This window comes from Acinetobacter sp. 22512 (assembly GCF_052044755.1).
GTDB classification, from domain to species: Bacteria; Pseudomonadota; Gammaproteobacteria; order Pseudomonadales; family Moraxellaceae; genus Acinetobacter; species Acinetobacter pittii.
In genome coordinates, this window is sequence record NZ_JBQENP010000001.1 from 447,937 (window position 1) to 474,036 (window position 26,100).

Here is a 26,100-nt window from a genome sequence, read left to right on the forward strand (position 1 = left end):
ATAATCATGCAATAAATTATATAAAATCATTTTAATTTTCTAGTTTTAAAAAATAAAAAAACAACCAAAATTCGTTATAAAGCATTATTTAATCTTAATATTTTAAGTAAAAACATGCACAAAAATGGCTGTAGAAGTTTAATTGTCTCATACCAGCACAACATTTATTAAATAAATGATTTTATAAAAAACATGTAAATTATAAATTATGAAAATTTAGTTTAAAAATAATAAGAAAAATTGATATATAATTTTTTAACAAGATAAAGTGTCTCTTTTTTGTTAAAAAAATCCTACTAATAGGCTTTGATAAATTAATTCAAATTAGGGAGCGTTAAATAACCGTTCCAATAAAATGTGGACGTAATCTAAGCTTAAGGTACGTTCAGTGAATAAGATGCGAAATAGCATAGGGGCAATAACAGCTTCGATAATTTCTTCATTATTTATAGTGGGTTCATTACGCGATTTAGCTCTGGCTTGAATAATATCAAGTTGTTGAATAATTAAGGTTTCACATTTTCTTGCATTTGAAGAGTCGGCTGTATATAGCACATCACGCAATAATGTTTGACCAACTTCAGAAGAATACTCCTCAAAATATTGTTCAATCCATGCAGTGATATCTAGCTGAAATGAACCTAAATCTTTTGGTTCCATATCAGGTTTAAGTTCATTTAGGGCTACATCTGAAAATAGCTGATTAATATCGCCCCAACGGCGGTAAATTGTCGAAGGTGTTACTCCTGCCTCATGAGCGATCATAGGTATGGTAATCTGGCTCTGCTCTAAGGTTTTTTGAAGCTCTTTTACCGCTTGGTGCACCGCAGTTTGAATTCTTTCACTACGACCGCCAGGACGTAAACCAGTAACAACTTTTGCCATTTATAAACTCTGTAAAAGGAATCAAAAAATTTATAAATATTTATATCTATATACAAAATACACTAAAGCTAAAGATTTGCTTTAGTGTGAAAATAATGTATAAAAGCTAAATATTCGCTTTTATGTTATTCATCTTATATGAACAATTCAAGTTCAAAACGGTCTGGATCAGTTTTTCAGTTAGATAGTGCAAGTGCATTGACACTCAATACAATCACGCTCATGACTTTTATGGCAGCGTCTAGTGCACCGACTCCACTTTATCGTCTATACCAACAGCTTTGGCAATTTTCACCTGTCACTTTGACTTTAATTTTTGCAACTTATGCTTTTACTTTGCTGGGTTCATTACTGATTATTGGTTCTTTGTCTGACTATATTGGACGTCGTCCTGTCATTATTGCAGCCATTTTTCTGCAAATTATTTCGATGAGCTTTTTCTTATTTGCTTCAGATGTTTCGATGTTATTTATTGCACGGGGCTTACAAGGAATCGCAACAGGGCTTGCTGTCTCGGCTATAGGCGCAGCAATTTTAGATTTTAGTAAGCTTCAGGGTTCGCTTATTAATAGTATCGCACCAATGGTCGGCATGGCTGTTGGTATATTTCTAACTTGTTCTATTTTGCAATTCTCTGCCCAACCGTTACAGCTTGTTTTTGAATTTTTATGTCTTCTTCTTATTTGTGAACTCATTTTAAGTTTTTTTACTCCTGAAACAGCCCAAAAGAGATCGGGTGCTCTTGCCTCTTTAAAGCCCAATATGGCTATTCCTCCACAAACAAAAAGTGCTTTATTGAGTATTAGCCCTATTAATATTGCTCTTTGGATGGTCAGTGGTTTCTTCCTATCACTTATGCCCTCTTTACTGGCAAAAATTTTCCATACTTCATCTGCATGGCTAAACGGTGTTATGTTTATAGCGCTAGCACTCTCAGGTGCGGCAGGTATATTAACGCTTAGAAAGTCGACAAATTATCGTATTTTATTAATAGGTACTCTTTCAATTGCTATTGGTTCAACTGTTTTATTTTTAGCAATTAATTTTACAAATGCAGTAGTTTTATTTCTTGGTTCTATTATTACGGGTGTGGGTTTTGGTACAGCTTTCATGGGAGCAATTCGCACAGTAATGCCTCTAGCTTTACCAGAGGAACGCGCAGGACTTATGGCTGCATTTTTTGTTGAAAGTTATTTGGCTTTTAGTGTTCCAGCAATTTTAGCTGGCTATTTTGTTGGGAAAATTGGGCTGATGAGTACAGCAAATAGTTATATTAGTTTTATTATTTTACTATCGTTTGTTGCCCTTCTTTTGATTTTTAAAAACTTTAAAAGTAAATAAGCCTATAAAAAAATAGCCTCTATAGAGGCTATTTTTTTTAGATGCTCTTTAAATTCTATTAAAAAGTATCTGCTACATACATACGTACCATCTCGCCTTCCTCATCCTTTACCAACATTAAAAACCGCCAACCACATTTTTCATAAAACTCGGTATGGTCTGTTATTAAATAAAGTGTTTGGATGCCCTGATTACTCAAGTCTTCACGTATAAAATCTAAAATGTGCTTTGCAATATTTTGGTTTCGATAGTTCTCTTCTACAAATAAAGCACATAAGTTTGGTGTTAAATCTTTACGCTCATGGAAGTCATTATCAATGACTCCTGCTCCAGCAATTAAATGCTTATCTTCATTTAAAACAATGTACCACTGTGGAATAGCATGTTTTTGATCAATGGAAATCTGAATGCTATCAAGATAGGCTTCCACAGGGATTTGCCATTTTTCAGAAAACCACTGTGCAGCCATTTCTTTGTATTGAGGGTAATCAGATAACCGTAATATTTGCATAAAATAAACCTATTTTGTCCAACCTTTTTAAGGTTGAGTCACTGAACTACTAATGGATTGCTGGGTTGGACTCTCATAAGTTGTCTCTGCAACTGGCGAAACGCGCCAAATCGTATTGCCCACATCATCTGCAACTAACACAGCACCTGAGAAATCAATTGCTACACCCACAGGGCGACCATACGCTTTGCCTTTATCGCTGAGGAATCCAGTCAAAATATCTTGCGGTGGACCAGAAGGCTGACCACTTCTAAATGGTACAAAAATGACTTTATAACCACTGTGAGGTTTACGGTTCCAAGAACCATGCTGACCGATCAATGCCCCACCTCTAAATTGTGGCATCAGTTCGGCTGCATAAAATGCAAGGCCTAAAGAAGCCGTATGGTTGCCTAGTGCATAGTCGGGTTTAATTGCACGAGCAACCATTTCAGGATTTTGCGGTTTTACTCGCACATCTACATGTTGACCATAGTAGCTATAAGGCCAACCATAAAAAGCACCGTCTTGAACCGAAGTCATATAATCGGGTACTAGGTCACTACCGATTTCATCGCGCTCATTAACCACTGTCCAAAGTTTACCGCTTTGAGGTTGCCAAGCCATACCATTAGGATTACGTAGTCCTGTTGCAAATGGGCGAGACTGACCACTTGCAATATCAAACTCTGTAATTTGTGCACGACCTTTTTCTTGATCTAAACCATTTTCAGCAACATTACTGTTAGAACCGACAGTAATGTAGAGCTTTGTACCTTCGCGATTAGCAATTACATTTTTGGTCCAGTGGTGGTTTAAAGCACCACCCGGTAAGTCCAATACTTTGGTTCCACTGGCTGTAATTTGAGTTTCCCCTTCTTGGTAAGGAAAACGCACCAGTGCATCCGTATTGGCGATATATAAGTTATTACTTACCAATGCTATACCAAATGGAGAATTTAAGTTTTTAAGGAATACCGTTTTCTGGTCAGCGACGCCGTCTCCATTGGTATCACGAAGTAAAATAATACGGTTTGCGCTCGGATGAGATGAGCCTGCACGCCTCATCACAAAAGTCATGATTTTACCTTTAATACCTTTGCTGTCTTCCGGTTTAGGCGGAGCATCTGTTTCAGCAACCAATACATCGCCATTTGGTAATACATAAAGCCAACGCGGGTGCTCAAGTCCTTTGGCGAAGGCTTTGACCTTTAAACCTTCTGCTGGAGTAGGCATAGCGCCATTTGGCCAACCTTCTGCTGGGGCTATATTAACGGTCGGTAATAAGCTTGTTTTTGGTTCAGGAAGTTTTGGTTCTGGGCCATAACTATCAGTAATTGGATATTGAGAGGATGACGCACATCCTGCAAGTACACATACAACCGTAATGCCTAAAGTTGGCTTCAAAAAATCGTTAAGCATCTTTTATCTCCATTTTATTTATTCGCAATAAATACAGGTTAATGCTTTAGAAGAGAGACTTATAGTTGATTTATTTAACTGTGCTGAGCATTACAGACCGTATTTTTCAAAAATCTAATACATAACTGAGTATTTATTAGGCACTTAATTTACTTTCTTAATTAACTATCAATTAGAACTTGGTCCCAGAACTATTGTTTAAAGTATTTAAAAAGCTCTCTTTATCTTTGGGCGAGATCATTACTGTAGCCATTCTTCCATCTTTCATATAATAAATTTTAAGTCGATCTAGCGATAATGCTGGAGAAGAAAGTGGATTATGGGTAGGTTCTATTTGAGTAATATCATTGATATTAATTTTCCATCGAAATACCAAGCTCTTAATGATTAATGTGTTGTTTTCTACTACGTAATACGTGTTAAAGACCGGAAGCCAAATAACCAAAATGACTAAACTATAAATGAAGAGGTGCTGAAAATTTGAAGCTAAAGAATAATGATGATTTGCTTCATAAATTTTCATAAGGATATTGCCAGTGACAACAATAAATATGAGTAAAAGCCACCAATCAATTTTTGATCTAAATTTCAAAGTTATCCTCCACGTATAAATATCATTTATAACGAGCCTTTCTATATTTTTTATAAAATAATTGAACTAAAAATTAGCTTTAAATGTTAATGATACAAAATCTCGATCATCTATCGTGCTAAATTCATTAGAACCAAAAAAGTTATTATAGGCAATCTCTGTTGTATATTTTTGCTGATAAGTCATAGATAACGCCGCAGTTACACTCATTTGCCCTTCTTGAAAGTTTTGGCTATATCCATAAACATCGTGTCTAAAACTAAGACTTGGCGTAATCACTGTAGAGGGTAAAATATCTTGATAATTTAATGCTCCACGTAATCGGTAACCTAATGACCATTCATTAAAAAAACCGTTTTTATTACAAAAGCGTTCATTCAAGTTATCAATTTCTGCATTGGTAAGATGAGCTGTACCATACGGCGTACATTTAAACTCACCTGTTTCAGGATTATAAGCACCTGTTGAAAGCTCACTACGACCAAATGCGCCTGTCCGGCCAATCCGATGATTACCAATATCTGCAATATGGTTTAAGGCAAACTCTGTAGACCATGTCATCGAATTTGCACCCCAAATATTGAATATGCTGCCAGTTGCTCCAACCGAAAATTGTGTTACAGGTAAGCGTACATATCCTTGGATATATTGACCCAATCCAACAGTTTTTCCCGGCGGTGCAAATGGTGTTCCTTCTGATAATACTTGAGCATAGACAATGTCTGTACCGTTTAGTTGCAAAGGTTGATTAGGTTTGTGGGTTAACTCACTAAAAACGTTTGTTGTTCCAACTTTACCAGTCAAACTTAATCCAAACATTTTGATATTTTCAGGATAGATAGAAAAATAACTCGCGCTATTAAAATGTTCGGGTCCTGCAGCTGTTACGGCCGTTCCATCAAAGTTTGCATTACGGTTATGGTAATTCGCATAGTAAATACCTAACTCAGCATTATTTAAACTGGGTAATGTCTGTTTTAAAGCAATACCATATTGGCCGTTATCCTTTGCTTTTCTACTTTCTGCACGTGGAATATAGGTACGTAAACGAATTGCGGTATCCGATAATTTATCTCCACCTCCAGCAATCAGAACTGGACCTGCATTTTCGGGCACAAAGTCTGAAATCTCAAAGAAAGTTCCGTTACCATCAACAACTGAAGGTCTAAATTTAAATTGATAGAACCCTTCTATTTTCAAATTTTTATTAATGCTTGTGTCGAATGAAAACATTTCGGTTGGAATGATTCTTTCTTTTGCATCACCACCCGGTCGGTTAATTGCAGCAAAATCAAAAGCACTCACCGAATTTAAACCGTTTTGAAAAAACTGAGATTTCCCCCAATTTAAAGTCTGTTTGCCTAATTTTAAATTGATGCTTTTTCCATCGTCTAATTCAAAATCTTTCCATATATAGGCATTCCATAAATCGATACCTTTGAACTTTGCGAGCCTTGGCCACGCTGAATCATTAAAGGGTTTAAAGTCTCCGTGCCCTGTCTCATAGGCATGGTCATACCAGTATTTAGTGCTAATGACCGCACCCTGCTGTTTTCCATTTAGCTTAACTTCGGTTATGCCTCTGATGATCTGTGAAATGGCATCATATTTACTAAAATTCATACGCCCATCATCACCATTCACATCAATGCTAGCGCCTTGTTTACCTATTTTGTTTGCGTCAGGCCGATAAAGTAATGAAACGGATGGATCTTGCGTACTCCAACTGGCACCTAAGCTTAATGTCGTCCTTGTCTCGAACTTCCAGTCTTTATCAATATCAAAATTGGCTGCATTTGCTTTAGACATGAATAAAATTAGGCTTAATGAAATACCTATTTTTTGAATATATAGAACGTGATTATTTCTTTGATTTAAATAGACGTACTGACCCATCATATTATCTCCCTATAACTATGATTTTTTTATTTATTGCTTATTACTCAAAGCCATCCATTGGCTTTAAATGGTTTACATAAGCAGGTATTTTTTTGCACTAGGCTGGTTGTTCGACCTGATCTAACTGTTGAATGAATTGTTCAGCTAAAGGCCAATAGCCAAAGCCAGATGCAGGGTTTAAATGTCCCACTTCACCTAAATTTACGAGTCGACTACCCCACTTTTCTGCCATTTCACTGACAGCTTCATAACAAGCTAAATGGTCATTGGTGCTTGCAACCAAAATGCTGGGGAAAGGTAGTTCTTGATCTGGTAAAGGACTCCATCCTTCTTGATGAAGTACAGTTGGGCTTGGATAATTTTCTGGCCAGCTTTCGTTTAAGTCAGGTGGAGCCACAAGTAGAGCTCCTTGAATTGGTCGTTGATATTTTGCAGCCCAGTGTATTGTCATCAGCACACCAGCGCTGTGTGCGACCAAAATGACAGGCCCTTGTATTTGTTCGAGTTGTGCCTGAATAGCAGCAACTCTATTTTCACAATTGAGTTTATTAGTTTCTACAGGTGGTACAGAGCGAACCTTTGCTAGCTTTGTTTCTAAGATCGTTTGCCAATGCTCGGGAACATGATCGCGTAACCCCGGAATAATTAAAATTGTTGCTTTGGTTTGTATTTTTTCCATTTCGACGCCTGTGAATTTTGCCATCTAGGATGCATAAGAATTTTTATAAAACTCTATTCACAATAAAGGCTCATTTCAGTTAATGGTGTACATAAGACGTCACGGACTTTTCATTTGACGACACATCTTTTTAAAATTTCGTAAATTAATTAAAATAGTTTTTGTAATTACAAATGAATTAAGAGAACAGCTTTAAAATTAAATCGACATCATGATTAGGCGCTTAAATAAAAGCTTTTGTAATGTGGATATTTTAGTTATAACTAGATATGAGCTGTAAGGAATATGGCTGATTAAGAACAGGAGATAATAAAATGGTGCCTCTTGCGCATACCGCCTCTTTAAAAAATTATTTGGCAGTTGCTCAGCAATTAGATCTAAATCCCTACCATTTATTATCACGTGTTGGGCTTAGCCAAACTCAATTGAATGATCTTAAACAACGTATTTCTGTAGATAAAGCCATTACCTTGCTTGAAGACTCAGCCCAAATGAGTAATTGCGATGTTTTCGGTTTACATATGGCAGAGCAACGCGAAATCGCGGATTTTGGTGAACTGAGCCTATTATTAAGTTACCAATATACTTTGAGAGAAGCGCTGCAAACGATTGTTCGTTACAGGAATTTACTCAATAACTCACTTGAAATATATATAGAAGAAATTGACGATACAGTAGTTATTCGAGAAGAAGTTGTAACAACAACTTGCGGGTATAGCCGTCAAGCCACAGAACTTGCTTTAGGAATCACCCATCGTTTTTGTGCAGCACTCATGATGCAAAAATGGCGACCATTAAGTGTACACTTCACTCATAACCCGCCTAGTGATTTAACTTTGCATCGGCGAATTTTTGGCTGTGCGCTCGAGTTTGGTAGTGACTTTAATGGCATTGTTTGTACTGCGGCCGAACTTGATACAACAAACCCTCAAGCAAATTTGGCTATGGCTAACCATGCACAACGTTATTTAGATATTTTGCAGAATAGCAATGAATCGACCATGATTTTTGATATTCGTAAAAGTATTTATCTTCTTTTGCCAATGGGCCGCGCTACTATTGATCAAGTCGCTCAAACACATGGTATTCATGTACGAACTTTACAACGTCGATTAGAAGAAGCTCAGACGAGTTTTAGTGATTTAATGAATGAAGTACGCAAAGATCTCGTATTTCGTTATTTAAAAAATCTAAATTATTCACTTGCTCAAGTGTCTGATATTTTAGGTTACTCAATGCCGAGTTCTTTTACCCGTTGGTTCATTAGCCAATTTGGTATGTCACCAAATATGTGGCGTAGTCACAATAAAGCCCTGCTCAATTAATTTCTCTTTATTTGACACCCCATAAAGTCATTTAAAGTATAAGGAAGCTGGGAAACTACTCCAGAACTTCCTTAAAAATCTAATTCTTGAAATTAAAACCACAAGCGCATAAGCCCAAGAACCAATACCACTAAAAAGATGCTTTCGCCGATCATTAAAAGAATCGGTTTAATGCCGACAGATGCTAATTCTTTTAACTGAGTTTTCATTCCTAAAGCACTTATTGCGATGACTAAAAACCAGCGCGATAAATCATTGATTCCATTTTGAACCATCGTTGGCACCCATCCTGTACTGTTAATACAAGCGAGTAGTAGAAAGCCAACGGCAAACCAAGGCAGTAATGGTGGTCGCTCTCCGGTTGAATCTGCTCCTTGCATGCGGGTAATCATGGCTGCACAAACGATTACTGGAAGCAGCATGGCCACACGCATAAGTTTAACTACAGTCGCCGTATCGCCAGTTTGAGTAGACATGCTATAACCAGCGCCGACCACTTGCGCCACATCATGAATCGTAGCACCAAGAAACACACCAGCCGCTTGTGGAGATAGCTCTAGCCAATTCGCAATCATCGGATAGACAATCATTGCAAAGGTTGAAAGTGCCGACACGCCAATCACGGTAAACAAAGTCGCCTTTTCTTTTTGCGGATGATTTGGAAAAGCAGCGGATAGCGCCAGTGCGGCTGAGGCACCGCAGATTGCCGTTGATCCACCAGTGAGCATGCCAAATAGTTTTTGGAAGCCTAAAATTTTAGCGGCAATAACAGAAACTGTAATTGTGACAACAACCAAAGTGATAACTAACGCAACTGGTTGCCAACCTAGTGCGGTAATTTGTCCTAAAGTTATACGCATTCCGAGTAACGCGATACCCATTCTGAGCACACTACGTGCAGTAAACTCGATACCTGCCTTACATTTACTTTCAGCAGCTAAAAAATTCACGCTCATGCCGAGTAATAATGCAAATAGCATAACTGGCGCGCCATAGTGCTCTGATAAAAAACAGGCAGCTGCTGCAACGACCGAACTGACCACAAAACCTGGTGCTAATTCTCTTGTACGCTGGGAAAAATTTTTCAAAACTAAACTACTCATGATTTTCCCCACAGCCCATCACAATAAATACCTTGTCCTCGATCACTTCTACGGGATAGGTTGCAACTTTGAGCTGAGAGGAATTAACCAAACAGCCATTTGTTAAATCAAAACGTAGACCATGGGCACAGCACTGAATCACTCGTCCTTCTAGACGTCCGCTAAATAGCGATGCGCCCTGATGAGGACAACTGTCATCGATTGCATAAAATTGAGCCGCAACGTTAAATAGTGCGAGAGTTTTATCTCCAATTTTAAAAAAAGCCCGCTCACCTGAATTTGGAATTTTTTCAAAAGGCACTTGAAATCGGTTGGTCATATCAACTCTCCTTGTGCCAGCATTGCCTCTTGCATCGCTTGATAAAGTGCATCTGCTGATTGCGCGCCCACCAAGGCAGAAGCCCGATCAAAAATAAAGTAAGGCACGCCATTACCTCCTGTACTTGCAGAGATAAAATCTTGATGATCTTGAATAAGCAAATCTTTGATCAGTTCACGCGGGAAACCACAGCGTTTGGCGATTTTGTATAAAGTAGTAGTATTTCCGATGTCTAACCCATCATAAAAATATGCAGCAAAGAGTTGTTCTAACAACGCATTGCACTGCTCAGGAGTTCCTATCTTTAAAGCTTTATCAAATAAGCGATGAGCTTTGGCCGTATTTGGCATTCGTTTAATTTGCTCAAAATCGATCTTGAGCCCAACTTTATTTGCAGCTTTATTGACCTGTTCTTGTCTCATACGAACTGCTGTCAAGCTACCTAACCGTTTCAAATAAAACGTTTGAAACGGTACACCTTCAACAGCTAAGTCAGGTATAAGCTGAACACCTCGCCAGTGCACGATAACTTTGACTTTGGGGTGAAGCTGATAAAATCTATTTATAGCGATCAGTAACTGACGTTTTCCGATCAAACACCAAGGACAAATAAAGTCAAAAAATACATCAATGTGTAATTGCCGAATCATCATTTGTTATTCATCCCGCATTTTTGTATTTGGTTACCTGAATGATTTTCAAGCTCAGTTATTGCTTGCTGCTCAAAGCGTGAGATATCTTTGTGATAATGGCGTTTGGCATAAAAAAATACTGCTGCAGCTGCAATACTGACCAATGGCATGAGTTGAAATGCGCTATGTAAACCAATCACATCAGATACTTTGCCAACCACTAAAGGACCAAGAGCTAAACCAAGAAAATTGTTAGCTAAGGTGAGTGTTGCAAATGCAGAGCCATGAACTGAGTTATGTGTGAGATTGGCCACCATGGCACTAGATGGCCCATTGGTTCCTAGGGCAATAAACATTCCGAGGCAGATGAGAAGTAACTGGTTACGTCCCACAGGCATAGCAAAAGCAATTGATAAAAGAACACAACCGAGCAAGCAGTATGTAATCGCTAAACTGACCTTACGATCTGGACAGTTACGGCCCAAATAATCACACAACATGCCGCATAGAATTGTGCCTACTGCACTACATAGCAAAATGATCGCTGCCATTACGCCTGCTTTGTCGGTACTCATGCCGTAATAGCGATTGAGATAACTCGGCATCCAGACAATCACTGTGCCACCAACAAATAATTGCAGACCACTACCAATGTAAGTGGCAATGACTGAACGACTTGAATATAAAGTTTTTAAAGGGCTTTTTATGTGCTGGGTTTTACTACGAATTTTATTTTGAGGTGCTGCATTTATTCTGTTTTCTTTCACTAAAATTGGATATAGAAAAGCCAAAATGAGACCAAATAAAGCAATGCCTCCAAATGCCCAACGCCACCCGAAGTGCTGTGCGAGTACACCACCTAAAGCTACACCCAAAAATGAACCAAATACGCCACCCGCCATAAAAGCACTGGCGAGTGTTGCGCGCATTTCTCGTGGAAAAACAGCCACAACCACTGCAATTCCAACGCTGCCATAAGCAGCTTCACCCACACCAACCATAAAACGAGCAATAAACATTTGCTCATAATTTTCAGCCAGTGCACATCCTAAAGTCGCCAAACTCCATAAAGCCGCCATAATAGCCAAGCTTTTCACTCGCCCAAAATGGTCTGCCATTAAAGATAACGGCAGAGTCAATAAACCCACCATTAACGCGACAATGCCACTGAGCAAACCTAACTGGCTATCGCTGAGCAACCACTCATTTTTAAGTAAAGGAAAGACTGCGTTTAAGACTTGCCTTGACATGTAATCTGAAATGAGCAAACCAAATGTCAAAGCAAAAACAAGCCATGCATAACGACGAGGTATACTGATTGACGTATCAACATCGCTCATCTGATCTGAATACTGATGTGTATTCATACGACCTCCTTGTATTTTTTATAATTTCTATTTAGCTAGTGCAGCAGCGCACTTTTAAAAACAAAGTGAATAAGCTGCACTACATTTGAGGTCTAAATTCCGTTAGACCTTGTCACATTAGTTACGCTGCGGCACGCCTTTTTGCCCTGCTTTACGGTTGGGTGCCATACCATTTGCGATTAGAGTTTCTTCAATACTGTTGTATTGCACCCCAATACGATAAATTTCACGGGCTTCTTTTCCTGAGGCAATTTCACGGCCTAATTCATGGGCAATCCGAACGGTTTGCTTAATTTGCTCTACAGATGAAAAACGGCGTCCGTGATGATCAATGATCGTGTCTTCGTTACCCACTCGTGCATGTAAACCCATTGCCATCGACATGGTGTTAAAAGGTAATACATTTTTGAGCAGAGATTCTGATGTCAAAGTACATCCATCAGGTACGCGATGAATAAAATTAAAGAAATTAAATGGGTTTGGACCATCAAAACCACCGCCAATTCCAATCCAAGTTAAGTTTAACGGCCCCATGTACAACCCTTTACGCACCATACGTTCTAGCGTCTCAAACCCATGCATACCTGTTAACTGAAAGTGCGGTTGAATATTGTTTTTACATAAGCGCTTAATATGTTCGGTAACCCATGCAGGCCCTGCAGGCACAGTCATCTCTGCATATGCTGCCTGAGTCGCTGGATGTGCCAATGAAGTCCCTTCTAAATATTCAGGATAGAGCAATTCCATAATATTCATTTGTGTGGTGTTAATTGCCACCGTGACCTGATCGGGCTTGGGAGTGAGTTCTGCCAACATATGTCGGGTATCATCACTTAACCATAGGGCTGCCTCACCTTCACTTTCTGGTGCAAATGAAATCGAACCACCCACCTGAATAATCATGTCAGGCACAGCTTCACGAACCCCTGCAATGAGCTCATTAAATTTTGACAAGCGTTTAGAGCCTTTGCCATCAAGCTCACGGACATGTAAATGCAGCACTGTCGCGCCCGCTTCATAGCACTCAACCGCTTTTTGAATTTGCTCATCCATGGTCACTGGAATATCTTCGGGAAAGTCTTCTGGCATCCATTCGGGTCCATACGGCGCAACCGTGATCACCACTTTTTCCATATTTTCCGGGTGCAATGAGTCGTCAAAGAATTGCATGTGCATCTCCTCATATATTTTTTAGAATTTTCAATTAGATAAAATTATTAACCTATAGATTTAATAGGTTGCGTCACCAATAATGCCGGCCCGCTCCATTTTTCGGTGGCAAGGTGGGTAATCCATGACTGCATAATGTTGTGTGCTGCGGTTATCCCAGATGGCAATGCTGTTAGGCTTCCAACGCCAACGCACTTGAAACTCAGGAATATAGGCTTGAGAAATTAAGTAACGCAGTAGTTCAGCTGCGCCCGGATTGGCATCTTGTCCAAATCTGACTCGGTCTTTGGTGTGATAGTTACTGAAGTGAGTTGTGAACGCGTTGACGTATAAAATTTTCTCTCCCGTTTCAGGATGAGTACGTACCACTGGGTGCTCAGCATCGGGAAACTTTGCTTTTAAGTCCAAGCGTTTTTCAAGTGGCATAGCCGCACCAAAACTCGCTTCTATGCTGTGGTAGGCACGTAAGTCTGCAATCTTAGCCTTAATATCGTCGGGTAAAGACGCATAGGCCATGACCATATTGGTCCACATGGTGTCACCACCTACAGGTGGGCATTCGACACAGTGCAGCACACATCCCATCGGTGGAACCTTGCGCCAGCTTGCATCGCTGTGCCAAGCATTTTCATAACGATCGACAGGACTTTCAGGATGTTTATAGATCTGCACCAAACCCGGATGATCAGGATGGCTGCCTACCGCGGGATGATCTTCTAATTGTCCAAATTTTTCTGCAAATGCGACATGATCCTGACGGGTTAAGTGCTGATCTCGTAAAAACAACACACGATGTTTAAGTAGTTGTGTGCGAATTTCAGCAAATAATCCATCATCATAAATCGCATCAGCAAGTTTGACGCCACTGAGCTCTGCACCAATATTGCAAGTTAACTGTTCAATTTGCATAAGAAATCCCTTCAAATTACAAAGATTGATGAACCTATTGTTTTACGTGCTTCCAAATCACGATGAGCTTGCACGGCATCCTTTAGCTCATAGCGCTGATTAATTTCAATTTTGATTCGCCCATGTCGAACATGATCAAATAATTCATTTGCCAGTTCTTTCTTCTCAGCAGGATCTGCAATGTAATCTGCCAAAGCTGGACGTGTGACAAACAATGATCCTTTCACGGCGAGTAATACCGGATCAAAAGCAGGGATTGGACCAGACGCTGTTCCCACGCAGACCAACAAACCACGGCGTTTGAGAGAGTCTAATGAACTCATGAAAGTGGCTTGGCCAACACTATCGAAAACGACATTTACACCCACGCCGCCTGTTAACTCACGTACACGCTCAGCAACATTTTCATGACTGTAGTTAATGACATGATCACAACCATGAGCTCGCGCTACGGCAGCTTTTTCTTCTGAAGATGTGGTCCCGATAACAGTTAGGCCAAGTAATTTAGCCCATTGAGAAACGATCAGCCCAACACCACCTGCGGCTGCATGTAATAAAATTGAATCGCCCGCTTTAAAGTCATAAATGCGGCGCATTAGATAAGCAGCGGTCAACCCTCGCATGGTCATGGCTGCCGCTGTTTCACAAGAAATTTCTTCGGGTAATTTAATTAAAGCATTTGCTGGAATTAAACGGTGGGTGCTATATGCACCTAACGTATTTAAAAAACCTGTATAGGTAACTCGATCACCTACTTTAAGCTGAGTTACTCCTTCACCTAAAGCTTCGATAACACCAGATGCTTCGACGCCCATGCCATTAGGCATTGGAATTTGATAGGTTCCATTACGAAAATATGTATCGGCATAATTTAAACCGACTGCCACATGACGTAGGCGTACTTCCCCTGCTTTTGGATCTCCTACTTCTACATCTTCATAGCGCAATACTTCTGGCGTTCCTGTTCCATAGAAACGTATAGCTTTCGTCAACGTCATGTCCTATTCCATATTTTGGTTTTTTATTGAGTGCATATAAAAGCAATAACCAAAATTACAACAGTTAGGATATGGGCCACTTTACATTTGACGACACAAGCTTAACGTTTAATGACAAAGGATATTCCAAATATTGCTAAACAGTATTCCCAGAAATTGCAGCAGATATATTTAAATTGGTGCTATGAAAATTCTTATTTTCATTCAAGCTAAAACTCACCGCCTCTTTTGCATGAATGGTGGTCGTATCAAATAAAGGAACCGAGAATTTAAGCTCACCAATTAACATACAAATTTCGGTACAACCTAAGATAATTCCTTGGGCACCTTCAGCTATAAGCCTCTCTACAATAGCAATATACTTTTGCTGAGAATCGGGGTTAATCACACCTAAACAAAGTTCTTCATAAATAATGTGATGGACTGTCTTTCGATCTTCTTCATTTGGAATAACAACATCAATTCTATGATCTTGTAATCGAGCTTTATAAAAATCTTGCTCCATTGTAAAAGCAGTCCCTAACAATGCAACTTTACCAATGTTTTGACTCAAAATTTCTTTTGCAGTTGCATCAGCAATGTGTAAGAAAGGAACCGTAATTGAATCTTCAATCTGTGCAGCAACTTTATGCATGGTGTTAGTACACACCAAAATACAATCTGCCCCTGCTTTTTCTAAATTTTGTGCTTGCTCAGCTAAATATGTGCCAGCTTCTTGCCATAAACCCTTCGCTTGCAAGGCTGCTATTTCTTCAAAATCAACACTATTAATAATGACCTTAGCTGAGTGCAATTTTCCTAATTTATGATGAACCATTTTATTAATTTTCTGATAATAAAGCGCTGTCGATTCCCAACTCATTCCACCTAATAAGCCGATTGTTTTCATTATTGAATCCTTCTATTTATGTAAAATTTATCTATATCTCTTATGGGTAAAGCGCAGCTAGAATAAAATTGCTTTCTTTATTGAATTATTATTCATCTTATAAGCTATAATTTTTTAAACTATTTAATAAGAACTCTATGTTAGAAACAGAACGTTTAATTTTACGGCCATTCCTTGAAGAAAACTTACCTATTATGTTGGAGATGTTTCAAGACAAAGATTTTATGGCTTTTTCACCTCATGGTGCCTTATCAACTGAGGCAGCAACTGATCGTTTTTTAGAAATTTTGGAGCACTATAAAAATCATAATTTTGGCAAGATGGCTATCGTTTTAAAAGATACCCATAAAATTATTGGTTATTGTGGTTTTGAAACTTGTGAGGTTGATAGCAAGACAGAAGCTGAACTAGGTTTTAGACTTATTAAAACTGAGCGAAATAAAGGTTATATTGTTGAAGCTTCACTTAAGTTACTAGAAGACATGCAAAGTCGAAAATTTAAGCATGTGATCGCTTTTTCAGAAAAAGATAATTTACCTGCCCACAACCTATTAAATAAACTTGGTTTTGAAAAAACAAATTCATCTAGTTACATGAATATGGATGTTATCTTTTTCAAAAAAGATCTGTAATTTCTTTGATAAAAAATAAAGCATTACTATAAAAAACTTTAAGTTAGTGAAGATCTATTTGCCTCAAAGGAACCAGCATTAAATCCCAAATCATAAAACATAAGAATTCACGCAAAATTCACGACCAGCTCTTTAATTTGATCTTATAAAGTTGGCTTGGTATCGACATGAAAATTATAACTACAGCCCTAGGGTTGATTACTTTGGTAGGTTTAACGGCGTGTAAAAGTGTGCCTAGTTACTCAGGTGACTATGGCAAAGCTGAACAAAAAATTACTGGTATAGAATTAGATGATCAACAGGCGCTAGATGTCGGCAATCGTTTTGTCGCTGCATTTAATACGCTCGGTACTCCTTCTTTTGTAAATAATGCTAGCAATCTTTACGCTGATCAGCTCTATATCAACGATACACTCTCGCAGTTCTCTCAAAAGAAAGATCTGATTAAGCATTTTGAAGGCATGAATGCCCGAGTGAGTAATGTCACGGTAAAACTCATTAGTGCAACTCATCACCAAGATACAGCCTACATTCATTGGTACATGACCTATGACTTTAAAATGCTAGGTCGCTCAAAAACCATGGCTTCTTATGGAATTAGTCAAATTAAGATTAATGAGCAACAAAAAATTATTTTCCAGCAAGATTATTGGGATCCGGCAAATGGCCTTTACCGTTCTTTACCAATATTTGGAGGAGTATATAAATGGGTATTACCGTTCAAAAAAGTCGAATCTTGATATTTCTGGGAATCTTAATCGTATCTCAAGCCAATGCGGCTGAACTAAAAAAATGCAGTTCAGCTCCTTTAATGGTGACGAGCAAGAAAGTGGGAAATGTCAGTTACTTTGCTGAAGATTGCCTAAAAAATTGGCAGAACCAAAGCATCAAAATGGACTTTAGCTATAACCGCGATATTCCCGAGTGGGCATTTAAACGTGCAGCAACCCACTTTTTGAAGAAAAATGTTAGCGGCTTTGATGCGAAATCCCCGCTTAATCATATTAATGAACTATATAGGCCAATTAAGAGTGGAGATCTTTATAGTCTCTACTATCAACATGAAAATCAAAAACTAGAATTAAAATTAAACCAGAAGCTACTCGGCTCTTTGAACAATCCGAATGCAAATCAATATTTTAAAATCTGGTTTGGTAGCGAACCGTTTAATGCTAAATTAAAACAACAATTATTAAATTAATGGCTTAATAAAATCTCATGGGTAATCACTTTATCCTCATGGTTGAGGACCATTTTGAACTCGCAGCAACGGTCTGCGAATTTCTTGAAGTGCATGATTATGTTGTCGATCATGCACGTAATTTAGATGCTGCACGGACTTTTCTCAAATCTCAGCATTATCATCTTTTGTTGCTCGATATAAATTTGCCCGATGGCTCGGGTTATGACCTATGTAACTGGCTACGTACCGAACAAGGCGTTGATATTCCCGTTCTTATGCTCACAGCAAGAGATACTTTAGATGACAAACTTAAAGGTTTTACTGCTGGCACAGATGATTATTTGGTAAAACCTTTTGATTTTAATGAATTAGTGATGCGGATTCGTGCATTAATAAAAAGAGCAGCTGGTGAAGTCACTCACCATAAAATTCAAATTCACGACTTAATTCTTGATAGCTCAACTCAAACTGTGGTTCGTGCCGGAAATAATATCGAGTTACCCCCTATTCAATTTAAACTATTAAAAATTTTGATGCGCCAGTCTCCAAAAGTAGTGACTAAGCAAGAACTGATGATGGAATTATGGGGAGACGAAGAACCTGAAAGCGATGCGTTACGCAGTCATATCTATAACCTAAGAAAAATGGTTGATAAACCTTTTGATCCTAAACTATTACATACAGTGGCAGGTGTCGGTTTAAAAATTGCTTTGGAAGATTCCGCAACTTAACTTAAATAGACCACAACAATTAAGCCCGTGGTTGGCTCCAAATCGAGTTCAGGATGAGTGGTTAAATAATATTGTCGATCAAACAGCTCCACTCTCCATCCTAGTTGTTTGCAAAGCTTTTGTACCAATTGCAAGCCAATTCCATGGCCTTTAGCCTTTAAGGAAAGTTGCGAATCGCTGAGCTCTTGCACCTTTACATCGTTAGGTAAAGAAATTCCAATTCCGTTATCTGCAATAATCAGGCTGTTTTTTTGTTGAATGATATCGATTTGTGAGCCTTGAGAATAGTTCAGCGCATTACGTAAAATATTACCTAAAACCATTTGAGTCATCGAAGGATATAACCAACGTGGCTGCTCAGAAACGTCAGGTTGAATATTAATCTGTATCCCTTTACCTACACTCACCGCTTCTAAACTTTCAACAAGATCTTTTACCGTTTTGGATAATAAATTTTTCTCAGACGGCAAGCTTTTTACCGTATTCCGAGCAATCGCAAGTAAGGTATCAACGAGCAACTGCATGTCTTCAATTGTGTTATGAAGACGGACTAAAGATTTATCGTCTCCATATTTCGCCTGACAAAGTTGCACATTACCTTTCAAAATGGTGAGTGGAGTGCGTAACTCATGGCTCACATCTCCAGTAAATTCTCTTTCACGTCGAATAAAATCACTTAAAACTTGATGATATTTTTCTAAAGCTTGTTTGAGATATTCGGCTTCCATGTTGCCATTGGTATTAATATCTCTAAAAGGAGATGCCTGAGTATCTTGATGTGCCCAATCAATATTTTCTAAAGCGTTCGCTAAGCGCGTAATTGGGGAAAAATAGCGTCTTGCTCTTCGGTTTGACCACCACAAAAAGCTATATAGAACAGATAAGCTGAACATCAGTGGAGCAAGACCAAATAACCAGATCAGCTTATTAACATTGCTTTCGCCAAATACCAATAGAACATGCTGACCATTACGCTCACCATAGACCGTCATTCGTTCTTTACCATCAACGAATACTCGGTGCACGCCACTCTCTAAATGCATGCCCCGAAAAGGTTGAGGCGCGGCCTGTGTATTCCACCGATATCCATATAAATTTTTAGTATCTGGTAAATCAGCATTTGGATTACGTTCTATGCGTAACCAGTAATGCTCCATTTCCTGTTCTAAAGCGGTTTTAAGTAAAGAGCCCTTAATCACCCAAGCACTACAAGCCAACCCGACCACGATCGATAATGCAATCAGACCAATCTGCAACCAGTAATATCGATTGAACATTTGGGCTAATGGATGACTCGCTTTGCCATCATGTCGAGTTTTTATCATATCTTTATCGCCGGGATAGGCTATAGAAATTACTATGATCGCTTTTTAAATAAAAAGTGACCAATGACCCATTCTTGACCTTGCTCAAAACCAAATAACTCAGCACAAGCCATGAAGAAAATACGCCAGCGTTGCCACCAAATATTGGCATCTTTTCCATAGATTTTTTTAAACAGGGGCTTCAGTTCGACTTCTTGGTTATCCATGTTATCAAGCCAAGCATTTGCCGTTCTCATATAGTGCTCACCCGACCACTGCCACTGTTGAGCCAACTCTAAATGCTCTTGAAAATGCAAAAAAGTCGAAGTCGAAGGCATTAAACCGCCAGTAAAGAAATACTTGGACATCCAATCATAATCTGATTTTACTTCAAAAGGATAATGTAAAAAGCGATGGCAAAAAATATGACACCAAAGTAAGCCGTCTGCTTTTAACCAGCCCTGAATTTTTTCAAAAAGACGTTGGTAATTACGAACGTGTTCAAACATTTCGACCGATACAACACGATCAAACTTGTCTTGGTCTAAGTCAAGTACATTCACATCACAGGTAAGCACTTCAACATTGGTTAAACCTCTCAATTCTGCTTGCCGAAGAATATGCTTTTTCTGAGTTGCAGAATTTGAAACAGCCGTAATCTGTGAGCCTGGATAGTTTTCTGCCATCCACAAAGTTAAAGAGCCCCAACCACAGCCTAACTCTAAAATCTGTTGACCGTTTTTAAGTTGTGCTCTTTCACAATAAAGCTGAAGAGCCAACTCTTCTGCCTGATCTAAAGTTGTTGTTTTAGTCGGAAAATAACACGCACTATATTTGAGTCTTTTTCCAAGCACCGCCTGAAAAAACTCGGTCGGCAATTCATAGTGCTGCTCGTTTGCCTTATCCGTTTCAACCGCGATTTCGCTCTTCTTCAGCATATTAAGCACATCCATGTAGCGCTGCGCTCCTTGCTCAGGATCATAACGGCCTTCTTGGATTAAGCGCTTTTTACTTAAAGCACGAATTGCAGCTCGAATTGCATGATCTGGAATCACACCACTTTCAACAATTTTCAAAGACTGATGAACAATAAAATCCATATGCGCACCTATTTTTTGGGTTTTCGCGGAATAAACATTGATGTTTTTTGTTGATAATCAAGATAATTTTGACCGCGACTTTTAATTGCTTGTTTTTCACTAAATGGAATACCCGTGACGTAATATAAAAATAGCCACATCAGTAACGGATAAATCCACAATACATATTGGCCTGCTGCTAAACCAATAATTGGATAGGCAAACCAGTGTAACCATTCAAAAAAATAATTGGGGTGCCGTGAATAACGCCATAAACCCTGATCCATCGTTTTGCCATGATGATCTGGATTTAATTTAAATCGGTATAACTGCTGATCAGCGAGCTGCTCTCCAATGAAAGCAATTGCCATGATAACAGCAGCAATTACTAAAGCGACTTTATATCCACTACTCCATTCAGTTGTCTCTACATTGAGGAGCATCCACATCGGCAAAAAGAACAAAAGCACTAAAAGTGTTTGAAAGATAAAAAATAATAAAAAGCCAATATGCTGAAACTTACCCATCGCTTTACGCATGCTCGCGTAACGTCCATCTTCTTTTTGTTCAGATTGATAACGTCTTAACAGGTGCCAAAATAATCTTAAAAACCATAAGCCGCTAAAAATACCGATAAAAAGACGCACTTCAACTGGGGCAACTGAAATGAGTAAAGAAGACACAATAATGTTTACTGCCAGACAGAAACTCCATGCAGCATCTACAATTCCAGCTCTGCCATTTAGAGTGGCAAGTAGCCAGCTCAGCAACATGATCATTAAATCTAGAATCAGTAAATTCCAAAACATGAGCAGTCTCCTTACTTGAGCTGTTTGATTTAGTAGCTGGTACTTTCAAACAACAAGTGAACATTGCTTATCACGCCTTCTTTAAAACCACCTTCGCAATAACATAAATAAAAATCCCACATGCGAATGAAGTTTTCATCAAAACCTAGAGCCAATACTTGTTCCCGCGCTGCTAAAAAACGCGCTCGCCAGTGATGAAGTGTTTGTGCATAACTTAAACCAATATCATTTAAATGTTTTAACCTTAAACCACTCTCAGAGGCGGTTTGAGTTAATACACTTATGCTAGGAATGAAGCTACCCGGGAAAATATAGCGCTTAATATAATCAACTGTATTTAATGCTTTTTTATATCGGAAATCTTCAATGGTAATGGCTTGAATAAATGCCAAACCTTTCGGTTTTAAGAGTGCTTTACATTGATCAAAGTATGTCGATAAATATTGCGCACCAACCGCCTCAACCATCTCAATTGAAACCAGCTTATCGAACTTACCTTCGAGCAAACGGTAGTCTTTAAGTTGCACATCAATTCGATGTGCCAAGCCAGCTTCATTTACACGAGTAATGGCTTCATCATATTGAGCTTGTGAAATGGTAATGGTGGTTACTCTACAGCCATAATGTTGAGCTGCATAAATGGCAAAACCACCCCACCCACTTCCAATTTCAACCAAATGATCTAGCGGTTTTAAATCTAACTTTTTACAAATGATCTCTTTTTTTAAATCAGATGCTTCTTCGAGAGTCATGTTTTCATTTTCAAAAACGGCGCTCGAATACATTAAAGACGGATCTAAAAATAATTTAAAAAAGTCGTTGCTTAAGTCGTAGTGCTCGGCAATATTTTTACGGCTACCACTTATAGAGTTCTTTCGATTTTGATACCACGCTTTAAGAAAAAACTGGCTCGCTTGAGCAATAACATTCTGGTTGATTTGGTCCAATACAGCTCGATTACGTGCCAAGATCTGAATCAACTCGACAAGGTGCTCGCTGCTCCAGTCACCACGGATGTAGCCTTCTGCTGCTCCCAAAACACCATTTTTTAAAATGAGATCCATCAATAAAGGATTGTGAACTTCAATCACAGCATGTAAGTCTGAAACTTCACCGACCGTCCCATTCCACGCGCCCTGAAAAGTGATCTGTCCATGACGTAGTTTGAGAAGACTCTTGAGCAATAACGGCAGTGAGTCATCTTCACCATAAAGAAATGTTTTTATCATGTCTTATCTACCTTGATCTTTTTAGGATGACGATAAAATGGAACTTTTTTTCGCCACAACTTAAATGCCTCTAAATATATTGAAAACAACATTTTAAAAGGCGCTAGGCTGTTTATAAGAGCATATCGATATTGCTGTGAAGGAAATGTGATGGGCACAAGCTCAAAACGCATAGTGGCATCAAAGACTTGTTTCTGCTCTTCAAAAAGCTGCATGTGAATGACATTCTGCTGATCTGAAAAACTAAATCGCCAACGGTAAGTCAACTGCATGGGCATAAATGGCGAAACATGAAATGATTTTTCAAAGTTAAAATCGAAACTTTGATAGTCACCTACCTGACCTTGTTGTTTTATACATTCGTGTGTATAGACTTTTCGTTCATTCCACGGAGTATTGGTGATTTCACTAAGAATAAAGAGCGGTTTTCCGGCTTTATTTAAGACAAAATAAAATACGACCGAATTAAACCGAAAACCTAAACAACGAGGCAAAGCCAACACTCGGATTTGCCAGTCTGGCCGAAGATGTAAGTGATTATTTTGTAGTATCGCTTTCTCTACTCTATCCCTTATAGAACCGTGATACATGTTTAAAAAATCATTTTTAGATAGATTTAGTACATTCCAATGATCCGTCGACCAGAGTGAACAATCTTTTGTGATATCAACTAATTGATCTGGATCGAACCATAAATAATTTAAGGTCGATGTAAACTCATGCGGTTTTGGGCTATAACGCCGATGACGAATAAGCGCAGGAGCGATAGCAAGTTTATTTAATAACATTTGAAAGCTCCTTATTTATTCTTATAGCGCTAAGAGTTGCTCAACAACACGTGCTGCACTACGGGCACCGTCTTCATGAAAGCCCCAGCCCCAATATGCTCCACAAAATGAAGTACGATTTTGCCCATTAATTTCATACCAACGAGATTGAGCTTGAATCGCTTTTGCATCAAATACGGGATGCCGGTATTGCCGCTCAACCAAGATGTCTTGAGCTTTAATTTTCATATTCGGATTTAACGTAGAAAAAATCTGAGTAGCGCAGGATAAATTCTGCAAATTATTCATCCAGTAGGTAAAACCATAATATATGTCGGATACTTCGTTTTGAACTTGAGATTTTGGTGTTACATGTACATGCCAGCTTGCCCACTGCAAACGGCTTTTAGGCATAATTGAAAGATCACGATGGACGACCATTCGATTATCTTGATAACCAAATTGGCTTAATATTTCTTGTTCAAGCTCCGATGCATCTTTAATTAAACTTAGGCTATCGTCAGCATGGCTTGCAAAAATCACCCAGTCATATTGCTCTTGCCCTTCAACGGTTTCGATCAAAACTGTTTCTGGTGAACGGCTCACAGCTTTTACTTCTGCAAATTTCCACTCAATGGATTGGCAATTCTTTTGAATAGCACGAATATAGCTTGCCGAACCATGTTTAACCGTTTGCCATTGCGGCCGCTCTTTTAACTGCAACATGCGGTGATGCTGAAAAAAGCTCACCACAAATCGATATGGAATTTGGCCTACCTGCTCAACGGGTGCCGACCATAAGGCACCGCACATCGGATAAAGATGTTCATAACGAAACTCATGACTATATTTGTGAAGGTCCAAATAGTCTTCAATCGATAAATTAGGATCAATATCTGCCACATCTATATCTTTATTGTCATCATAAAAACGCAGCAAATCTGAGAGCATTTGCAGAAATTTTCGGTTTAAAAAGTTCTGCGGACGGGCAAAGAGCGACCATTTTTTTGAAGGATTATATTGAAGTCCACTGACCAGATTATTCACCGAAAAACTCATATCGCTGCTTTGAGTTTCTACGCCTAATTTTTTAAGCATGTTGGTAAATAACGGATAGTTATAGCCATTAAACACAATAAAACCACTATCTACCGCGACTTTAGTGCCTTCTATCTCTAGCTCGTGAGTGTCAGTATGACCGCCAAAATAGTTATTTTTTTCATACACAGTGACTTGATGTTGTTCCGACAATCTCCAAGCTGCGTAAAGTCCAGATATACCTGAACCAATAATGGCAATTTTCATAACACTTCACCGTTTTCAATTTTTTCTATCGATAGGTTTTTAATCTTTTTATATTGATAAACCTTGTCTGGTACTGGCTTTAGTCCCCACACCAAACCAAATAAAGACATCAGTTTAAGCACATAAAAGGTGATATCAATCTGCCACCAATAAAAGCCTTGTCGCACACTGCCTGCGTAAAAGTGATGGTTGTTGTGCCATCCTTCACCCAAGGTAATTAAAGAAAGTAGGAAGTTATTACGGCTATCATCTGGGGTATTAAACTCACGTGAGCCATAACGATGAGCGAGTGAATTAATACACAAGGTTGCATGTGTTAATAGAACAGTGGAAATCACAAATCCCCACACCAAAAGCTGTAAGCCATTGGTGCCCAACTCAGGAAAATGTTGTGCAAGCCAAGAACCTAAACCATAAATTGCTAAGGCCGTCAAAATCACAATAGGCAAACTAAATCGGTCTAGCCAAATCAGCTCAGGATATTTCAACCAGTCTTTAATGACTTTTTTTCGAGTAGCAAAATTTTGCTCATTTAAAAACCAGCCTACATGCGAATACCAAAAGCCTGCTTTCGCTGAATGCGGGTCCTGATCGGTGTCGGTAAAGTGATGGTGATAACGGTGATGTGCTGCCCACCATAAAGGTCCGCGCTGCGCACTCATGGTCCCGATCAGTACAAAAATGAATTGAACAATACGTGATGTCTGAAAAGTTTTATGCGAAAGATAGCGGTGAAAAAAAGCGGTAATTGCAAACATGCGAAGAAAATAAAATCCCAGCATGAAGATCACAGCAAACCAAGATACGCCCACCCAAAATGCAGCTAAGCAAGCGATATGTAATAAAATAAAAGGAATAATTCTTAACCATTGAATTTTCTTTTCAATGACATATTCGCTAGAAGCACCCACTTGCGCATTTTCTGAATCTGACCAGCTATCGATCCAGCGCAGAAAAAATTTAGACATTGATTCTTCCTGATCTAAAGCATTTCTTTTGGTTCTAATTTAGAAAATGCGCAATGAAATTTATGTGAAGTTC

27 protein-coding genes are annotated in these 26,100 nt (G+C 38.7%); 6 read left to right on the forward strand and 21 right to left on the reverse strand.

What is annotated here, in order from left to right; all coding sequences use genetic code 11:
• Positions 1–324: 324 nt before the first annotated feature.
• A complete protein-coding gene (locus tag ACTJJG_RS02140; RefSeq protein WP_014207150.1) occupies positions 325–885 on the reverse strand; it encodes a TetR/AcrR family transcriptional regulator in 561 nt (186 codons plus the stop codon).
• Positions 886–1,023: 138 nt separating this feature from the next.
• Here ACTJJG_RS02140 and ACTJJG_RS02145 point away from each other — a divergent pair, with 138 nt between their 5' ends.
• Positions 1,024–2,226, forward strand: a complete 1,203-nt coding sequence (locus tag ACTJJG_RS02145) for an MFS transporter (protein WP_032063204.1) — start codon at positions 1,024–1,026, stop codon at positions 2,224–2,226.
• 58 nt (positions 2,227–2,284) lie between these two features.
• On the opposite strand, the gene ACTJJG_RS02150 is transcribed toward ACTJJG_RS02145, so the two are convergent.
• The 5 genes from ACTJJG_RS02150 to ACTJJG_RS02170 all read right to left on the reverse strand — a co-directional run bounded on the left by ACTJJG_RS02150 (position 2,285) and on the right by ACTJJG_RS02170 (position 7,332).
• Positions 2,285–2,737 (reverse strand): GNAT family N-acetyltransferase, encoded by a 453-nt coding sequence (locus ACTJJG_RS02150; protein WP_005073564.1) that lies wholly within the window; start codon positions 2,735–2,737, stop codon positions 2,285–2,287.
• A 27-nt stretch (positions 2,738–2,764) separates the two neighbouring features.
• On the reverse strand, positions 2,765–4,138 hold the full coding sequence (locus tag ACTJJG_RS02155) for a PQQ-dependent sugar dehydrogenase (RefSeq protein ID WP_032055612.1): 1,374 nt from the start codon (positions 4,136–4,138) through the stop codon (positions 2,765–2,767).
• A gap of 172 nt (positions 4,139–4,310) precedes the next feature.
• Positions 4,311–4,730, reverse strand: a complete 420-nt coding sequence (locus ACTJJG_RS02160; RefSeq protein WP_032055608.1) for a PH domain-containing protein — start codon at positions 4,728–4,730, stop codon at positions 4,311–4,313.
• 66 nt (positions 4,731–4,796) lie between these two features.
• Positions 4,797–6,626 (reverse strand): DUF1302 domain-containing protein, encoded by a 1,830-nt coding sequence (locus ACTJJG_RS02165; protein ID WP_080776769.1) that lies wholly within the window; start codon positions 6,624–6,626, stop codon positions 4,797–4,799.
• Between the two features lie 100 nt (positions 6,627–6,726).
• Positions 6,727–7,332 (reverse strand): RBBP9/YdeN family alpha/beta hydrolase, encoded by a 606-nt coding sequence (locus tag ACTJJG_RS02170; RefSeq protein WP_080776751.1) that lies wholly within the window; start codon positions 7,330–7,332, stop codon positions 6,727–6,729.
• Between the two features lie 290 nt (positions 7,333–7,622).
• Between ACTJJG_RS02170 and ACTJJG_RS02175 the strand changes: the two genes are divergently transcribed.
• Entirely contained in the window at positions 7,623–8,633 is a 1,011-nt protein-coding gene (locus ACTJJG_RS02175; protein ID WP_372552742.1) for an AraC family transcriptional regulator, read from the forward strand.
• 92 nt (positions 8,634–8,725) lie between these two features.
• Here the strand turns inward: ACTJJG_RS02175 and ACTJJG_RS02180 are convergent, their stop codons facing one another.
• From ACTJJG_RS02180 to ACTJJG_RS02215, 8 genes are all read right to left on the reverse strand, one after another.
• Positions 8,726–9,736 carry a YeiH family protein gene (locus tag ACTJJG_RS02180; protein WP_032070452.1) on the reverse strand — a complete coding sequence of 337 codons (1,011 nt, stop codon included), beginning with the start codon at positions 9,734–9,736 and terminating at the stop codon, positions 8,726–8,728.
• Positions 9,729–10,037, reverse strand: coding sequence for a Rieske (2Fe-2S) protein (locus ACTJJG_RS02185; RefSeq protein WP_080759619.1), 309 nt, complete (start codon positions 10,035–10,037; stop codon positions 9,729–9,731). Before ACTJJG_RS02185 ends, ACTJJG_RS02180 begins: the two co-directional genes overlap by 8 nt.
• 14 nt (positions 10,038–10,051) lie before the next feature.
• Entirely contained in the window at positions 10,052–10,708 is a 657-nt protein-coding gene (locus ACTJJG_RS02190) for a DsbA family oxidoreductase (RefSeq protein ID WP_032055596.1), read from the reverse strand.
• Positions 10,705–12,054 (reverse strand): MFS transporter, encoded by a 1,350-nt coding sequence (locus tag ACTJJG_RS02195; RefSeq protein ID WP_032055593.1) that lies wholly within the window; start codon positions 12,052–12,054, stop codon positions 10,705–10,707. The genes ACTJJG_RS02190 and ACTJJG_RS02195 overlap by 4 nt, the downstream gene beginning before the upstream one ends.
• A gap of 117 nt (positions 12,055–12,171) precedes the next feature.
• The gene (locus ACTJJG_RS02200; RefSeq protein WP_032055590.1) at positions 12,172–13,224 is read right to left on the reverse strand and encodes a 3-keto-5-aminohexanoate cleavage protein; all 1,053 of its coding nucleotides are present in this window, start codon (positions 13,222–13,224) and stop codon (positions 12,172–12,174) included.
• A gap of 60 nt (positions 13,225–13,284) precedes the next feature.
• A complete protein-coding gene (locus ACTJJG_RS02205; RefSeq protein WP_032055586.1) occupies positions 13,285–14,133 on the reverse strand; it encodes a TauD/TfdA dioxygenase family protein in 849 nt (282 codons plus the stop codon).
• A gap of 11 nt (positions 14,134–14,144) precedes the next feature.
• Positions 14,145–15,131 carry a quinone oxidoreductase family protein gene (locus ACTJJG_RS02210; RefSeq protein ID WP_032055584.1) on the reverse strand — a complete coding sequence of 329 codons (987 nt, stop codon included), beginning with the start codon at positions 15,129–15,131 and terminating at the stop codon, positions 14,145–14,147.
• Positions 15,132–15,267: 136 nt separating this feature from the next.
• Positions 15,268–16,020 carry an aspartate/glutamate racemase family protein gene (locus ACTJJG_RS02215; RefSeq protein WP_032055582.1) on the reverse strand — a complete coding sequence of 251 codons (753 nt, stop codon included), beginning with the start codon at positions 16,018–16,020 and terminating at the stop codon, positions 15,268–15,270.
• A gap of 137 nt (positions 16,021–16,157) precedes the next feature.
• On the opposite strand from ACTJJG_RS02215, the gene ACTJJG_RS02220 reads away from it, so the two are divergent.
• The 4 genes from ACTJJG_RS02220 to ACTJJG_RS02235 all read left to right on the forward strand — a co-directional run bounded on the left by ACTJJG_RS02220 (position 16,158) and on the right by ACTJJG_RS02235 (position 18,566).
• A complete protein-coding gene (locus ACTJJG_RS02220) occupies positions 16,158–16,652 on the forward strand; it encodes a GNAT family N-acetyltransferase (RefSeq protein ID WP_032055581.1) in 495 nt (164 codons plus the stop codon).
• Positions 16,653–16,819: 167 nt separating this feature from the next.
• Positions 16,820–17,392: a nuclear transport factor 2 family protein gene (locus ACTJJG_RS02225; RefSeq protein ID WP_005073557.1), complete on the forward strand. Its 573-nt coding sequence runs from the start codon at positions 16,820–16,822 to the stop codon at positions 17,390–17,392.
• Positions 17,359–17,853, forward strand: coding sequence for a chalcone isomerase family protein (locus tag ACTJJG_RS02230; protein WP_005073555.1), 495 nt, complete (start codon positions 17,359–17,361; stop codon positions 17,851–17,853). The genes ACTJJG_RS02225 and ACTJJG_RS02230 overlap by 34 nt, the downstream gene beginning before the upstream one ends.
• Positions 17,854–17,870: 17 nt before the next feature.
• Positions 17,871–18,566 carry a response regulator transcription factor gene (locus ACTJJG_RS02235; RefSeq protein WP_002119620.1) on the forward strand — a complete coding sequence of 232 codons (696 nt, stop codon included), beginning with the start codon at positions 17,871–17,873 and terminating at the stop codon, positions 18,564–18,566.
• Here ACTJJG_RS02235 and ACTJJG_RS02240 read toward each other — a convergent pair.
• From ACTJJG_RS02240 to ACTJJG_RS02270, 7 genes are read right to left on the reverse strand one after another with little or no spacing between them, the layout of a single operon-like run.
• Complete coding sequence (locus ACTJJG_RS02240; RefSeq protein WP_032055573.1) at positions 18,563–19,891, reverse strand: sensor histidine kinase; 1,329 nt, start codon at positions 19,889–19,891, stop codon at positions 18,563–18,565. The two genes, ACTJJG_RS02235 and ACTJJG_RS02240, sit on opposite strands and share 4 nt — an antisense overlap.
• A gap of 32 nt (positions 19,892–19,923) precedes the next feature.
• Entirely contained in the window at positions 19,924–20,970 is a 1,047-nt protein-coding gene (locus tag ACTJJG_RS02245) for an SAM-dependent methyltransferase (RefSeq protein ID WP_005073549.1), read from the reverse strand.
• Between the two features lie 8 nt (positions 20,971–20,978).
• On the reverse strand, positions 20,979–21,758 hold the full coding sequence (locus ACTJJG_RS02250) for a DUF1295 domain-containing protein (protein ID WP_032055572.1): 780 nt from the start codon (positions 21,756–21,758) through the stop codon (positions 20,979–20,981).
• Between the two features lie 29 nt (positions 21,759–21,787).
• Entirely contained in the window at positions 21,788–22,987 is a 1,200-nt protein-coding gene (locus tag ACTJJG_RS02255) for an SAM-dependent methyltransferase (protein WP_032055570.1), read from the reverse strand.
• A complete protein-coding gene (locus tag ACTJJG_RS02260; RefSeq protein ID WP_032055569.1) occupies positions 22,984–23,775 on the reverse strand; it encodes a DUF1365 domain-containing protein in 792 nt (263 codons plus the stop codon). The genes ACTJJG_RS02255 and ACTJJG_RS02260 overlap by 4 nt, the downstream gene beginning before the upstream one ends.
• 21 nt (positions 23,776–23,796) lie before the next feature.
• Positions 23,797–25,059, reverse strand: a complete 1,263-nt coding sequence (locus ACTJJG_RS02265; protein WP_032055567.1) for an NAD(P)/FAD-dependent oxidoreductase — start codon at positions 25,057–25,059, stop codon at positions 23,797–23,799.
• A complete protein-coding gene (locus ACTJJG_RS02270) occupies positions 25,056–26,027 on the reverse strand; it encodes an acyl-CoA desaturase (protein WP_000032710.1) in 972 nt (323 codons plus the stop codon). The genes ACTJJG_RS02265 and ACTJJG_RS02270 overlap by 4 nt, the downstream gene beginning before the upstream one ends.
• Positions 26,028–26,100 lie beyond the last annotated feature (73 nt).